This window comes from Limnoglobus sp. (assembly GCF_059499385.1).
The window spans coordinates 1-12,998 of the sequence record NZ_JCABYM010000082.1 but is presented as its reverse complement, the minus strand read 5'-3'; the positions used below and the strand labels follow the sequence as shown (position 1 = coordinate 12,998).

13 protein-coding genes are annotated in these 12,998 nt (G+C 67.0%); 7 read left to right on the top strand and 6 right to left on the bottom strand.

Annotated features, from left to right (window positions below):
- From AC5JJ2_RS15620 to AC5JJ2_RS15610, 3 genes are all read right to left on the bottom strand, one after another.
- On the bottom strand, positions 1 to 1,563 hold the full coding sequence (locus AC5JJ2_RS15620) for a glutamate--tRNA ligase (RefSeq protein WP_495858939.1): 1,563 nt from the start codon (positions 1,561 to 1,563) through the stop codon (positions 1 to 3).
- A gap of 43 nt (positions 1,564 to 1,606) precedes the next feature.
- Positions 1,607 to 2,116, bottom strand: a complete 510-nt coding sequence (locus AC5JJ2_RS15615; RefSeq protein ID WP_495858938.1) for a MaoC/PaaZ C-terminal domain-containing protein — start codon at positions 2,114 to 2,116, stop codon at positions 1,607 to 1,609.
- A gap of 191 nt (positions 2,117 to 2,307) precedes the next feature.
- Positions 2,308 to 2,706: an acyl-CoA thioesterase gene (locus tag AC5JJ2_RS15610; RefSeq protein ID WP_495858937.1), complete on the bottom strand. Its 399-nt coding sequence runs from the start codon at positions 2,704 to 2,706 to the stop codon at positions 2,308 to 2,310.
- Positions 2,707 to 2,939: 233 nt separating this feature from the next.
- On the opposite strand from AC5JJ2_RS15610, the gene AC5JJ2_RS15605 reads away from it, so the two are divergent.
- The 3 genes from AC5JJ2_RS15605 (at position 2,940) to sigZ (ending at position 5,319) form a co-directional block, all read left to right on the top strand.
- Positions 2,940 to 4,406, top strand: coding sequence for a DUF1501 domain-containing protein (locus AC5JJ2_RS15605; RefSeq protein ID WP_495858936.1), 1,467 nt, complete (start codon positions 2,940 to 2,942; stop codon positions 4,404 to 4,406).
- A gap of 182 nt (positions 4,407 to 4,588) precedes the next feature.
- The gene (locus tag AC5JJ2_RS15600) at positions 4,589 to 4,726 is read left to right on the top strand and encodes a hypothetical protein (protein ID WP_495858935.1); all 138 of its coding nucleotides are present in this window, start codon (positions 4,589 to 4,591) and stop codon (positions 4,724 to 4,726) included.
- Positions 4,727 to 4,737: 11 nt separating this feature from the next.
- The gene (sigZ, locus tag AC5JJ2_RS15595; RefSeq protein ID WP_495858934.1) at positions 4,738 to 5,319 is read left to right on the top strand and encodes an RNA polymerase sigma factor SigZ; all 582 of its coding nucleotides are present in this window, start codon (positions 4,738 to 4,740) and stop codon (positions 5,317 to 5,319) included.
- Between the two features lie 112 nt (positions 5,320 to 5,431).
- Here sigZ and AC5JJ2_RS15590 read toward each other — a convergent pair whose 3' ends face one another.
- Both AC5JJ2_RS15590 and AC5JJ2_RS15585 read right to left on the bottom strand, forming a co-directional pair.
- On the bottom strand, positions 5,432 to 5,800 hold the full coding sequence (locus AC5JJ2_RS15590) for a hypothetical protein (protein WP_495858933.1): 369 nt from the start codon (positions 5,798 to 5,800) through the stop codon (positions 5,432 to 5,434).
- Between the two features lie 81 nt (positions 5,801 to 5,881).
- Positions 5,882 to 7,033 carry a DUF1559 domain-containing protein gene (locus AC5JJ2_RS15585; RefSeq protein ID WP_495858932.1) on the bottom strand — a complete coding sequence of 384 codons (1,152 nt, stop codon included), beginning with the start codon at positions 7,031 to 7,033 and terminating at the stop codon, positions 5,882 to 5,884.
- A 199-nt stretch (positions 7,034 to 7,232) separates the two neighbouring features.
- Here AC5JJ2_RS15585 and AC5JJ2_RS15580 point away from each other — a divergent pair, with 199 nt between their 5' ends.
- Positions 7,233 to 7,751, top strand: coding sequence for a hypothetical protein (locus AC5JJ2_RS15580; protein WP_495858931.1), 519 nt, complete (start codon positions 7,233 to 7,235; stop codon positions 7,749 to 7,751).
- Positions 7,752 to 7,883: 132 nt separating this feature from the next.
- On the opposite strand, the gene AC5JJ2_RS15575 is transcribed toward AC5JJ2_RS15580, so the two are convergent.
- Positions 7,884 to 10,124, bottom strand: coding sequence for a S1C family serine protease (locus AC5JJ2_RS15575; protein WP_495858930.1), 2,241 nt, complete (start codon positions 10,122 to 10,124; stop codon positions 7,884 to 7,886).
- 99 nt (positions 10,125 to 10,223) lie between these two features.
- Here AC5JJ2_RS15575 and AC5JJ2_RS15570 point away from each other — a divergent pair, with 99 nt between their 5' ends.
- The 3 genes from AC5JJ2_RS15570 (at position 10,224) to AC5JJ2_RS15560 (ending at position 12,878) form a co-directional block, all read left to right on the top strand.
- Positions 10,224 to 11,000: a pseudouridine synthase gene (locus AC5JJ2_RS15570; RefSeq protein ID WP_495858929.1), complete on the top strand. Its 777-nt coding sequence runs from the start codon at positions 10,224 to 10,226 to the stop codon at positions 10,998 to 11,000.
- 103 nt (positions 11,001 to 11,103) lie between these two features.
- A complete protein-coding gene (locus tag AC5JJ2_RS15565) occupies positions 11,104 to 11,850 on the top strand; it encodes a hypothetical protein (RefSeq protein WP_495858928.1) in 747 nt (248 codons plus the stop codon).
- Positions 11,851 to 11,936: 86 nt separating this feature from the next.
- A complete protein-coding gene (locus AC5JJ2_RS15560; protein WP_495858927.1) occupies positions 11,937 to 12,878 on the top strand; it encodes a glycosylasparaginase in 942 nt (313 codons plus the stop codon).
- Positions 12,879 to 12,998: the final 120 nt, after the last annotated feature.

Sequence of the window (12,998 nt, the reverse complement as noted above, 5' to 3'; positions counted from 1 at the left end):
CTATCGCTTGAGGGTGGCTTCGATCCGGTTCAATACCCGATTCTTGCCGAGGATCGCCAGCGTGTCGAAGAGGCCGAACCCGACGCTCGTGCCCGTGACGGTTACGCGGACCGGGAGTTGGATCGCGTTCATCTTCACGCCCTTCGCCGCAACGAAATCGTGCATCGCCTTGTCGGTCGTCGCGGCGTCGAACGGCTCGCACGCTTTCAACACGTCGGCGAACTCGGCGAGTAGCGGCTTCGCGGCCGGGTCCTTGAATGCCTTTTCGGTCGCCTTCGGGTCGTAGGCGATCTCGTCTTTCAGGATCGGCGTCGCGAACGCCAGCACGTCGCTGAACAGCTTGATCCGGTCGCCACTCGCTTCGACGATCCGGGTCAACACGGCCCGCGTCGCGTCGTCGAGCGTGTCGCCGATCAGCTTCGCCTTTCTCAGGAACGGCACACACCGCTCGACCTTCTCGGCCGTCGGCACGAGCTTCATGTGCTCGCCCTGAATCCAGAACAGCTTCTTCGCGTCGTAGTTGCCGGGGGCGTCCGTCACCCGCTCCAGGGTGAAGTTCGCCTTCAGCGTGTCGAGCGTCATGAACTCCGTCTCGGCGTCCAGGCTCCAGCCGAGCCGACACAGGTAGTTAATGATCGCCTCGGGCAGGTAGCCGATCTCCTTGTAGAACGCCACGGCTATGATGTTCAGGTCGTCCCGCCCCTTGATCTCGTCGTCGGTCCAACCGCACGCCTTCAGCTTGGCGACCTCGTCGGCGGTGAGCGGCGGGGTCTTCCGCTTGCTCATCTTCTCGCCGTTGTAGTACACCTGCGGGACGTGTCCGAACGTCGGGAGGCTCGCGCCGAGCGCCTGGTACATCAGGATTTGCGTCGGCGTGTTCTCCAGGTGCTCGATCGCCCGCACGACGTGCGTGATGCCGAAGTCGATGTCATCGACAACGGTCGCGAAGTTGTAGACGGCGCGGCACAACCCCTTCTCGTCCGGGCCGCGGAGGAGCATCGGGTCGCGGATCGTGTCGGTGTGGACCTCGTGCTTGCCCTTCACGGCGTCCGTGAACGTCACTTTCTGGCCGAGTTCCACCCGCAACAGCAGTGGGGCCTTCTTCGCCGCGTACTGCTTCACATTCTCGTCGGCCGGCACGTCGCGGTTCGTGCCGCGGTGGACGTAGGGCTTGCGGGCCAGCTTCGCGTGCTCGCGGGCGGCGTCCTGCTGCTCCGGCGTCGTGTAGTCCGGGTACGCCTTCCCCTCGGCCAGCAGCCTCATCGCCGCCGCCTCGTACTTGTCGTTCCGCTGGCCCTGGAAGTACGGCTCGTGCGGGCCGAAGCTGTCGCCGCTCGCGTCGGCCGTCGGGCCTTCGTCCCAGTCCACGCCGAGCCACTTGAACCCGTCGAGAATCGGCCTCACCGCCTCGGCCCGGTTGCGGGCGTCGTCCGTGTCGTCGATGCGGAGGATGAACTTCCCGCCGTGGCGTTTCGCCAGCAGCCAGCAGAACAGGGCGGTGCGGACGCCGCCGATGTGCAGGTAGCCGGTCGGCGACGGAGCGAAGCGGGTGCGGATGGTCATGTGAGTCGTTCGTGGGAAGCGGACGAGATGAACGGACACCGGGTCACATCGACCCGTTCGCGCCGGCGAGGACGGCGGCCGGTTCCATCACCGGCTTCGGCAGCGGGCGGCACTCCACGAGCGTGACCACGAAGCCTTCCTGGACGACCTTGCCGTCCTGGTTGACGATGCTCCGCTTCCACTTCACCTCGCCCCGCTTGCCGCGGCCGCGAAGCGCCTTCTCCACCGCCGTCGTGCGGACGCGGATCGTGTCCCCGGCGAACACCGGCAGGATGAAGTTCCACTCCTTCACGGACAGCAGCGCGATCGTGCGGACGGCCGGCGACTGCACGCCGAGGCCGCTCGCGATGGAGAACACGCCGAACCCGTGGGCGATCGGCCGGCGGAACGGCGTCGCCGCCGCGTAGGCGTGATCGACGTGCATCGGGTTGAAGTCCCCGCTGAACCCGGCGAAGTTCGTGATGTCCGCCTCCGTCACCGTCCGGCCGCCCGACTCCCAGGCCGCGCCGACCTCGAAATCGTTGAAGTACAAGTGGTTCGACGAATAACCCATGACGGGGCCTCGAGACGACGGCTTCACTCACACCCTGATTTATACGATTCCCGAAGCGATTCCAAGACCGTCGGGCAAACTGCCGGCTGCCAGTCTGACAGGCCCCACCGCCACCGCCGCCACCGCCACGGGTGGCCCCCCGTGGCGGACTCGCCACCTGGGTTGACGCGACACGTATTATGTACAAATGGTCACGTCGCGGGCAGCAGCTGCACCGGCTTCCGGTCCGCCCCGTCCGGCAGGACGCCGACGTAGACCACCTCGGCTTCCGTCACGGAAAAGACCTCCATGCCGCGTTCCGCGATCACGTCGATGTGCATGGTGATGGACGTCCGCCCGACCCGGCTGCACGTCGTCTGGAACCGCACCACGTCGCCGACGAGGACCGGCCTCTTGAACTCGACGCGATTGATCGCGACCGTCACGAACTGTGCGTCCGCCCGCCCGCCGCGGAGGCCGACCTCCCGCCGGGCCGCGATCGACCCGGCCACGTCGATGTAGCTGAGGATGACGCCGCCGAAGATCGTGCCGTAGGGGTTCGTGTCCTTCGGCATCATCACGACCTGAATCGCGGTGTACGAGTCGGGCATGGGTTGTTCCGGTTCAAAGATGAGTTAAACTGAGGTGATTGTAGGGCGGGTCAAGCTTTGCGCCGACCCGCCGCACGAACTCCACCGCAGCAGAAAAAGATTAAACCGGCGGGAACCCGACGGCGGGTCGGCGCAAAGCCTTGACCCGCCCTACAAGAAACTACTGCTAGATTTTCCTTCCCGCCCGCCGCGTCCGCTGCTAAGATAATTTGTAAGCATCCCGGAGAAATTCGATGACAGAAGGTACGAGCCAGTTCTGCCGCCGGACCCGCCGGGAGTTCCTCTGGGACAGCGGGGCGAAGTTCCCCGGCCTCGCGCTCACCGGGCTGCTCACCGCCGACAGCTTCTTCAACAAGGCCGCCGCGAACGAGACGAAGCAGCCGAACTCGCTGCTCAACCCGATGGCCGTGAAGCCGCCGATGTTCCCGGCGAAGGCGAAGTCGGTCATCTTCGTGTTCTGCTACGGCGGCCCCAGCCACATCGACACGTTCGACCACAAGCCGTACCTGACCGGCAAGGACAACAAGACCGTTCCGATCAAGACGTTCGGCCGGGGCGGGAAGAAGAGCGAGGGGCGGATCGTCGAGCCGCGGTGGAAGTTCAAGCAGCACGGGCAGAGCGGGGCGTGGGTCAGCGAGCTGTTCCCGCACGTGGCCACGTGCGTGGACGACATCGCGTTCCTCAAGGGCATGTACGCCGAGTCGCCGATCCACGGGTCGGCCCTGCTCATGATGAACTCCGGCCGCCTCTTGTCCGGCAACCCGTGCATGGGCAGCTGGGTGACCTACGGCCTCGGCAGCGAGAACCAGAACCTGCCCGGCTTCGTCGTCATGCTCGACAACTCCGGCGGGCCGATCAGCGGGCCGAAGAACTGGTCCAGCGGCTACATGCCGGCCGCGTACCAGGGCGTCACCCTGCGGGCGAGCGGCACGCCGATCTTCGATCTCCAGCCGCCGACCGGGTTCACCCGCGAGCAGCAGCGGGCGCTGCTGGACCACCTGAAGGAGAAGAACGAGCAGCACCTCGCCAGCCGGGCGGACAACAGCGAACTCGCGGCCCGGATCGCCAGCTACGAACTCGCGTTCAAGATGCAGCAGTATGCCCCGGAGGCGGTCGATTTCACGAAGGAAACGAAGGAGACGAAGGACCTGTACGGCATCGACGGGTCGCGGACGGAGGACTTCGGCAAGAAGATGCTGCTCGCCCGGCGGCTCGTCGAACGCGGCGTGCGGTTCGTGCAGGTGTACAGCGGCGGGGCGCACAACGACGAGAACTGGGACGCCCATACGGACATCGCGAAGAACCACAACAAGCACGCCGGGGACACCGACAAGCCGGTGGCCGGCCTGTTGAAGGACCTGAAGCGGCGGGGTTTGCTCGACAGCACGATCGTGATCTGGGGCGGCGAGTTCGGCCGGCAGCCGACGGCCGAGTACGCGAGCGGGACCGGCCGGGACCACAACAGCTACGGGTTCACGATGTGGATGGCCGGCGGCGGCATCAAGGGCGGCGTGTCCGTCGGGAAGACGGACGAGTTCGGGAACAACGCCGTCGAGGACCGGTACCACGTCAAGAACCTGCACGCGACGGTCCTGCAACAGATGGGCCTGGACCCGAACAAGCTGACGTACTTCTACGGCGGGCTGGACCAGAAGCTGGTCGGCGTCGAGGGGGCGGAACCGATCAAGCAGATCATTTGATTAGTAGGGTGGGCCGAGTCTTCGAGGCCCACCGCGAACGAGTTGCTGCCGAATTCCTGCGTCCTTTTTCGCCCGGCTGCGTCTGTTTGTTCGGAAGCGGCTGACGTTCAGCCGCGACGACCGCGAACGAACAGGAGCTGACCCATGCAACCCACGTCTTCCGATGCCGGCAACAACGCGGCATGTTGTGCCTCACCCGGCTGTTGCGCCCCGACCGTCTGCTGCGTGCCGGTGGCCTGCTGCGTGCCGGCGGCCTGCTGCAACACGGCCGGCTGCTGCCCGCGCACGGGCTGCTGCGTCCCACCGCAACCCAAGCCTAACTGAGTCCGTGATGGCGACTCAACCCTCGACCGAGGCGATCTGGTCGCACCTGAGTTCGGCCCTGCGGCGGTTCATCCGCCGTAGGGTTCCCGACGACCACGTTGCCGACGATCTGCTCCAGGAGACGTTCGTGCGGGTCCACCGCAACGTGGGAACGCTCCAGGAGACGGAACGGCTGGCGGCATGGGTGTACCGGATCGCTCGAAACGTGGTTCACGACCATCACCGCAGGGCCTCGAACAGGGCGGTGGCACTCTCCGACTCTGAAAGCGAGTGTGCCGAGGATCGCGAGTCGCAACCCGGCTGTCGGGGCATCGCATGGTTGGATGAAATGATTCAGTCGTTGCCGGACGGCTATCGACAGGCGGTGCAGATGGCTGAAATCGAAGAACAATCCCAGCAGGACGTAGCCGACCGGCTCGGCCTCTCGTTGTCGGGTGCGAAGTCTCGGATTCAACGCGGCCGGGCGATGCTGCGGGAGGTCCTCGAACGGTGCTGTTCGTTCGAGTTGGACGTGCGAGGCCGAGTCATGGGGTGCGATCCCAAGCCCGACCAACGGGTGTGCCGGGATTGTGGGGAGTCAAGCACGTAACTTCAACGACGAGCACTCGCTCCCGCGGTGGGCCTCGAAGACTCGACCCACCCTACAAAACAAGCGGCCGCCGGCTACCCGGCGGCCGCTTTCATTTCCTGAGTCGGACTGCTTACTCCGCCTTGATGCTCAACGTGTCCCCGGCCTTGACCGTGACCTTGTGGTCGGCGCTCGCCCCCTTGTACGCCGGCGGAAGCGCCTTGTACACGGCCGAGTCCGCCTTCCCCTCGAAGAAGTACGTGTACTCGCCGGCGAACGCCTCGCCCTTGAACTTCCCTTCCTTATCCGTGTTGAATTGCGCCTGGAGCGTGCCGGAGCCGCTGGGGAGCAGAACCAGCGTCAGGTTTGCGGCCGGCTTGCCGCCGGGCAGCGTCGCCGTGCCGGTCACCGGGACCATGCTGTCCGTCCGCGCGGGCGGCGTACTCGGCCCGCAGCCGGCCGCGGCGAGGAGGACCGCCAGAAGGATCGTCGAACGAATCATGTTGACCTCGTGGGATCGTGTAAGGGAAAGGGCCGGCGTCCCCGCGGACGCCGGCCCGAGTGTTGCGCGACGGCCGGGAGCTTAATCGAGGCCGTTGACCGTCTCGCCGCGGGAGCTGGTCGCGATGGCGCGGGTGATCTGCCAGTCGAGGCTGTCGCGGAGCGTCCGGACGGAGCCGTCGGCCATGCAGCTGACGACGATGCCGGTGTGGAACGCGAACGGCTCGTCGTTCGGGCCGCAGTTGTTCGTCTGCCAGGTGCAGGTCGTCGGGCCGCCCACCGGCGTGTTGTTGTTGTTGTACCGAGCCGTGCGGATGCCGGTCGAGTTGCTCGGGCCGGAGTAGCCGTTCGTGGCGGCGTCCGGGTCGGCCCAGGCGTACACCCGGCGGGCGTTCGTGGCCGGGATGTTCAGCTGCTCGGCCGAGTCCGACGCGACCGGCAGGACGCGGGCGGAGTTCGCCGAGAACGGGCTGTTCAGCCGCGGGTCCAGGCGGCCGGCGTCTTCGATGAAGAGGATCGTGTTGCTCGACCCGTCCGTGATGCCGATGACCGGGCGGCCTTCGCAGCTCATCGCCCCCTGGTCGGAGGTCAGGCCGCGGCGGACGGCGTCCGTCGGCCGGCTGCCGAGTTCGGCCGTGTTCGCCGCCGGCGTGCCGGGGCGGCCGTCCTCGATGTCCGTGATCGCGATCGCCATGTAGTCGATGCCGCCGTAGTTGTCCTGGCCGCGCTGCTGCGGGACCGGGGTGCTCGGGCAGATGAACGTCTTGATGAACGTCTTGGCCGCCGCGCGGGCGTTGGCGTTGACCGCGGCCACGTCGTTGTAGCTCCGGCCGCGGGCCTTGCGGTGCAGGAACGTCGTGTCGTACCCGGAGGTCGGGTCGAACGGGTTGAACGTCACGTCGAAGTTCCGGTAGACGTTCTCTTGCTCGATGTACGGCAGCAGCGTCGTACACCACGAGTGGATCGAGTACGTCGTCGTGCCGCCGCCGGTCGAGTCGCACTGGCCGGGGGACGGCATCACCTGGTACGCGGACTCGTAGTTGTGGACCGCGAGGCCCAACTGCTTCATGTTGTTGATGCACTGGCTGCGGGCGGCGGCTTCCCTGACCTTCTGGACGGCGGGCAGGAGCAGGCCGATCAGGATCGCGATGATCGCGATGACGACCAGCAGCTCGATGAGCGTGAAGGCCCGTCGGGCGGATTGTGTGGCTCGGTGGTGGAGCGCGTCGCGCAAGGAGTTCTCCCGGAAAAGGAACACGACCGCACGCACCCGGCGCACGGTCACCGGAAGTAGGTTTACTTTTCAATAAGTGGAATCCGTGAAGGCGGCGTGAATTCTCGCGCAACTTGCTGCTCACCCCCTGCCGCGAGCCGTCGCTCCCGACGGTTTGGGTGCGTAGAACGACCTCATGCCCCCAACTCCGAGGCCGAGCGTGACCGAGATCGACCCGCCGCCCCGACCCCCGCGGAACCGGCTGCCCCTGTGGGTCGGCCTGATCGTGCTCATCCTGCTGTTCCCGGCCGTCGTCATCCCGCTGTTGGTCGGGGCGTTCCGCGACCCGGCGTTCGCGTCCGTGGACGAGGTGGATGTCGCGCGGGTGCAGGCCATCGACGTGTTCATCCTCAACCGGCCGGACGGCGGCCCGGACATCGGCGGCACGCGGGGGCTGTTCCCCGTGCCGGAAGCCGACTTCGAGCGGGTGCTAGCGCTGATGCGGAACGCGACGCCGTCGCAATCGCAGCGGGGCATCTGGATGGGCCGGATCGTGGTGACGCTGACGGACGGCCGGGTGCAGACGATCATGCTGCACCGGCCGACGGACGAGTACGCGGGCACGGACCGGCGGCTGGAGATGCGGATCGGCCGGCTGCAGTTCGACGGCCCGCCGGTGAAGGAGTTCCTCCGGAAGATGGGCGAGATCGCCGGCCAGGACCCGCCGCCGGGGAAGTGACGCGAGCCGGCGGCACAGCCGGGACCGCGGGCGTCCCGCCCGCCCACCTTCACCGGCTCCGGGATCAGCCTTATGCGATTGGGACCGTGGCGGGCGGGACGCCCGCGGTCCCAGGCCGGCCGGGGTGGTCCGTCACCCCAGGTTCGCGAACGGGTTGTCGTCGTTCGCCGGCCGCGGCCCGGCCCGCTTCGCCCGCGGCGGCGCGTCCCGCTTCCGCGGCCGCTCCTCGACGACTTCTTCCTCCACCGCCTTCGGCTTCCGCATCGCTTTCATCAACACGAACACGCCGCCGAGGACGAGCGCGACGGCCCCGACGATGGCGGCGATGACGAGCGTGTTGTCCTTCGCGGCCGGCGGGGTCGGCGCGGCCTTCTCGTCCGCCTTCGCGGGTTCGACGACCTTCGGCGGCTCTGGCGTCGGCGGGGCCTTCGCCGCCGCGGGGATGAACGGGTACTCGACGTTCGCGGAAGTCTTGAGCGTCTTCACCGCCTTGTCCCCGTCGCCGAGGACCTCGACCTGCTTCACGCCGACGACGCCCTTGTTCGTCCGGCCGTGGACGGCCTTGACCTCGATCGTCACCTTCGCGCGGGCGGGCAGCTCGTCCTTCGCGATGTCGCTCTCGACCTGCCCGGCGAGGCTGCGGGACGTGTACACGTCCAGGTTCAGCGGCGGGGCCTGGTTCTGCGTGGCGAGTTCCATTCCCGTCCCGCCGGCGTACCGCGTCCCCTTGACGTAAGCCTCCACCGTCAACGTCTGGCCGACGAACCGGTCCGGGAACCGGTTCACGATCGCCAGCGTCGGCTTCCCGGTCGGCAGCGTCAGCTCCGGCTTGAGCGTCGTGACCGGCTTGCCGTCGTCGTCGAGGAATTCGAGCTGCTCGGCGGTCAATGTGTACCGCCGCTCGCGGCCGACCGGCTTCGCCAGCTTGCCGATGACGCGGACCGGGTACTTCAAGGTGATGCCGACGGGGATCAGTTCCGGGATGCCGAGGTCGGCGACCTGGAGCGCCAGGTCCTTCGGCAGCACGACCCGCACGTCCGTCGGCGTGTTGTCCGTGTCCGTTTCGACGGCCAGCTCGAACTCGCCCTTGTCGGTCGGGTTGACCGTGCAGGTGCTGAGCGCGTCCATCCGCACCGGCTTGTTCAGGTAACCCTCCGGGGCCGCGTTGACGAGGCTGACGCTGTCCGAGTCCTTCGCCGTCGGGAACTTCGGCGGCACGTTCGGGAACGGCAGCACCGCCCCGCTCGCGAGCTTCAGGTTCCCCTCCGGCGTCCGCTGGGGGCCGTAGGGGTTGCTCGGCCGGTTGCCGCCGAACATCCCCGGCCGCGTCGCGCCGACCGGGACCACGGCCGCGTTCGTGAACAACTTCGTGTCGCCGACCTCCATCTCGATCTGAACGACGAGGCCCTTCGGACTGTCCTTCGGGATCGTCACGTCGCCGCTCGCCCGGCCGTTCTCCACCGTGAGTGGAACCTTCATCGCGTTCGGGATCGGCCCCGGCGTCGTCAGCGGCTTCGGCGGCTCCTTGCCCGTCGGTAGCACGTAGGCCGTGACGGACTTCACCTGCTTGAACGGATCGACGACATCGACGGACAGCCGCGCCGGGATGTCGCCCTTCGGTTCGTCGTCCGGGTTCTTCGGCACGAGGACGACCTGCCCCGGCCGGCCGCGGAGCATCGCGGCGACCTCGTGCTGCGGCACGGCCTCGCCGACGCCGCGGCCGATGAGGCTCCGCACGGCGACGCCGATGAGCTTGCCGTCGGCCGCGACGACGGGGCCGCCGCTGTTGCCGGGGTTCAGCGACCCGTCGAGTTGCACCGTCGTGACCGGCCCCGGCACGACCTCCCGCCGCAGGCTGGACACGGTCGCGCGGGCGACGCTGATCTCCGGGTTCTTCTTCCCAATAGCCAGCCGGTCGCCGAACGGGAACCCGCACACGTACACCACCATCGTCTCCCGCGCCTCCGGCGGGTCCGCGATGTCGAGCGGTTTCGGCAAGTCTTTGACGTTCTCGATCTTGATTGTCGCGAGGTCGCGGACGGTATCCGCGGCGACGAGCTTCGCCTTGACGGATCGCTCCTTCTCCGTGCCGCTCTCGAAGACGACCTCAATGGGCGTCGCCCATTTCTTATCGTCGTCCGCCCCGTCGTAGAGATCGACGACGTGATCGTTCGTCACCAGATACCCGGTGTCGCCGACGGCGCGGACGAGGAACCCGGACCCGGTGGACACGGCCCCGGACCGCGGCGTGCCGACCTTGACGAACACGGTCGCCGACTTGACGCGGGCCAAGTCCTCGGCCTTCAGGCTGTCCTGGGCCGACGCGGACGAACCGACCGCACAGGCGGCGACGGCGAGAATGAGGCGGAGCATGCGGGCAGACCTCGAACGGGGAGACGTTCTTCAAGGTTAACAGAACGGGCACGGGCCGTGTAGCCTTGCGCCCGCGTTCCCGTGTCGTAGAATGCCCGCATGGAGCGCCTCAACAAGTACCTCGCGCACGCCGGCGTCGCGTCCCGGCGGCAGTGCGACGAGCTGATCGCCACCGGCCGCGTCAAGGTGGACGGCCGCGTCGTCCGCGACCTCGGCGTCAAGATCGACCCGGACCAGCACAAGGTCAGCGTCGATGACGCCCCTGTGCGGGTCGAGAAGACCGTCTACTGGGTCGTGAACAAGCCGGTCGGCTACCTCTGCACGAACCACGACCCGGCCGGCCGGCCGCTCGCCCTCGACCTCATCCCGCGGATCGAGCAACGGGTCTACACCGTCGGCCGGCTCGACGAGGCGAGCGAGGGGATGCTTCTCATGACGAACGACGGCGAGCTGGCCTACCAGCTCATGCACCCGAAGTTCCAGGTGGAGAAGACGTACCTCGTCCTCGTGGCCGGGCAGCCGAACAAGCAGGACCTCCAGAAGCTGCTCGATGGCGTCTGGCTGAGCGACGGCAAGGTGAAAGCCAAGCGGGTACGTCGGGTCAAGGCGCAGGGCGATAGCACCTGGCTGCGGATCGTGCTGTGCGAAGGGAAGAATCGCGAGATCCGCCGGATGCTCGCGAAGCTCAACCACAAGGTCATGAAGCTCCGCCGCGTCGCCATCGGCCCGGTGGACCTCGACCGGCTGCCGAAGGGGAAGGCGCGGAAGCTGAGTTTGACCGAACTGGCCGCGCTGAAGAAGACGGTCGAGGCGGGGTTCAAGAAGCTGGAGAAACTCCGCGACCGCGCCGCCGGCCGGCCGGGTCCGAAAACCTGACACCCCGTCCGACATTCCCGCGGTTCGTGTGCTATTTCCTAGTAGGGATGTTGCGGCACGGCCCGAACCCGCGCCGCCGACAGTCTGCCCTGGGGGAACGGCCGTGATCTCGGTTCATCGTTGGCTGCCGCTCATCGTCTGTTTCACTTCCCTGGTTGCGGTCGCGGCGGGTCAGGCCCCTCAAAAGAAAGACAAGGCCGCGGAACCGAAGGCCCCCGCGAAGCTCAAGAACCCGACGCTCAAGGACGTGGAGAAGTCACCCGAACTCTACCTCGGCAGCCGGCTCACGCTCGACGGTCTGCTCGGCAAGGCGACGAAGCCCGCCGGGTCGATGGTCGAACTGTCCGTTTTCCACGACGGCAAGTCGGCGGTGACCTGGCTCCGCATTCTCGCTGTCAAATCTCTCGCGGAGCAACTCGCGTCGTTACCGGATCGGCAGCCGGTGAAATTCGTCGGCACGGTCGTAGCTCCGGAATCGGCGCGGGCAAACTACGGTTTCGAGTTGGAAGAAATCCACGTCCTCGACACCGACGGCCAGGTGACCACGCTGAAGCCCGCCGCGGTCGTGTTGCCGAAGAAGAAAGACGTACCACCGGAACCGGTCGTCGCGGATAAGCCGAAGGAAAAGGAATCGGTGTTGCCAAAGGCGGCCGCCGAGGAGAAGAAGGCCGGCAAGGTTCCGACGTTTCTCGTTGTCATCGCGGTGGCGTTGGCCCTGTTTATGGTCGTGTCACTCGTCGTCGGCGTCCGCCTCATCAAGCACATGAAAGCCCAACAAAAGGGCGGCAAGAAGCAGCCGGCACCCGCCGAGGCGGTCGCCGTCGAGTCCGACGCGGACGACGACGAATAGTTATCGCGATTCGGGTTTCTCGTTCCCCACTTCACGCCGAATCGGATACCCTATCGACAATCTCCGCACTCGCATCCGGGGTTGTCATGGCCGAACCTGTCGTCATTGCCACGTGGCCGTTCGGGAAGCTCGCCGTCGAGACGGCGGGGAAGCAACTCGCCGACGGCAAGCCTGCGCTCGATTCCGTCATACTCGGCGCGCAGGCCGTCGAGAACGACCCGACCGTCCGCTCGGTCGGGTTCGGCAGCATTCCGGACCGCATCGGCCGGCTGACGCTCGACTCGTGCGTCATGGACGGCCAGACGCTTAAGTGCGGAGCCGTCGCCGGGCTGGAACACATCCGTAGTGCTTCCGCCGTCGCCCGGCGGGTGATGGAAAAGACGCCGCACATCCTGCTCGTCGGCGAGGGGGCGAAGTGGTTCGCCCTGCAACAAGGCTTCCCGCTGGAGATGCCGCACACGGCCGAGGCGATCAAGGAGTGGCTGGAGAAGCACCCGGACCGGCAGAAGCCGATGAAGGAACAACCGGCCCCCGCCGGACCGGAGGACATCAACGTCTATAACGTGCCGATCGATGAGAACAATCACGACACGGTGACCGTCCTGGGTCTCGACAAGGCCGGCCACCTCGGCGGGTGCTGCACCACGTCCGGGCTGTCGTACAAGCTGCCGGGCAGAGTCGGGGATTCGCCCATCATCGGGGCCGGGCTGTACGTGGACGACCAGGCCGGGGCCGCCGGCGCGACCGGCGTGGGCGAGGAGATCATCCGCATCAGTGGGAGCACGTACATCGTCGAGCAGATGCGTGGCGGCAAGTCGCCGCAGGAGGCGTGCGAACTGGCGTGCAAGCGGGTTCACGCCTCGGCCGCGCGGCGGGGCGTTCACACCGCGAACGTCGCGTTCCTGGCGCTCAGCCCGAAGGGCCACGTTGGGGCCGCGTGTACGCCGCGGACGAACTTCCAGTACGCGGTGAACAAGGGCGGGGCGGTCGAGCTGCTGAAGGCGAAGGAAGTGATGGGTGATGTGTAACGAGACCCCTCGGCCGTACATGCCGAGCTACCCCATCTCGAACGTGCGTCCACGCAACCCCTCTTCGGCTTTGTTCCCTCCCCCCTTGGGGGGGAGGGTTAGGGAGGGGGGTGAGCTTCC

Coding starts and splice junctions, on each gene's coding strand:
- AC5JJ2_RS15605 (WP_495858936.1), top strand. CDS start 2,940: ATGACAGAAGGTACGAGCCAGTTCTGCCGCCGGACCCGCCGGGAGTTC.
- AC5JJ2_RS15570 (WP_495858929.1), top strand. CDS start 10,224: ATGGAGCGCCTCAACAAGTACCTCGCGCACGCCGGCGTCGCGTCCCGG.
- AC5JJ2_RS15615 (WP_495858938.1), bottom strand. CDS start 2,116: ATGGGTTATTCGTCGAACCACTTGTACTTCAACGATTTCGAGGTCGGC.
- AC5JJ2_RS15560 (WP_495858927.1), top strand. CDS start 11,937: ATGGCCGAACCTGTCGTCATTGCCACGTGGCCGTTCGGGAAGCTCGCC.
- AC5JJ2_RS15620 (WP_495858939.1), bottom strand. CDS start 1,563: ATGACCATCCGCACCCGCTTCGCTCCGTCGCCGACCGGCTACCTGCAC.
- AC5JJ2_RS15575 (WP_495858930.1), bottom strand. CDS start 10,124: ATGCTCCGCCTCATTCTCGCCGTCGCCGCCTGTGCGGTCGGTTCGTCC.
- AC5JJ2_RS15600 (WP_495858935.1), top strand. CDS start 4,589: ATGTTGTGCCTCACCCGGCTGTTGCGCCCCGACCGTCTGCTGCGTGCC.
- sigZ (WP_495858934.1), top strand. CDS start 4,738: ATGGCGACTCAACCCTCGACCGAGGCGATCTGGTCGCACCTGAGTTCG.
- AC5JJ2_RS15610 (WP_495858937.1), bottom strand. CDS start 2,706: ATGCCCGACTCGTACACCGCGATTCAGGTCGTGATGATGCCGAAGGAC.
- AC5JJ2_RS15590 (WP_495858933.1), bottom strand. CDS start 5,800: ATGATTCGTTCGACGATCCTTCTGGCGGTCCTCCTCGCCGCGGCCGGC.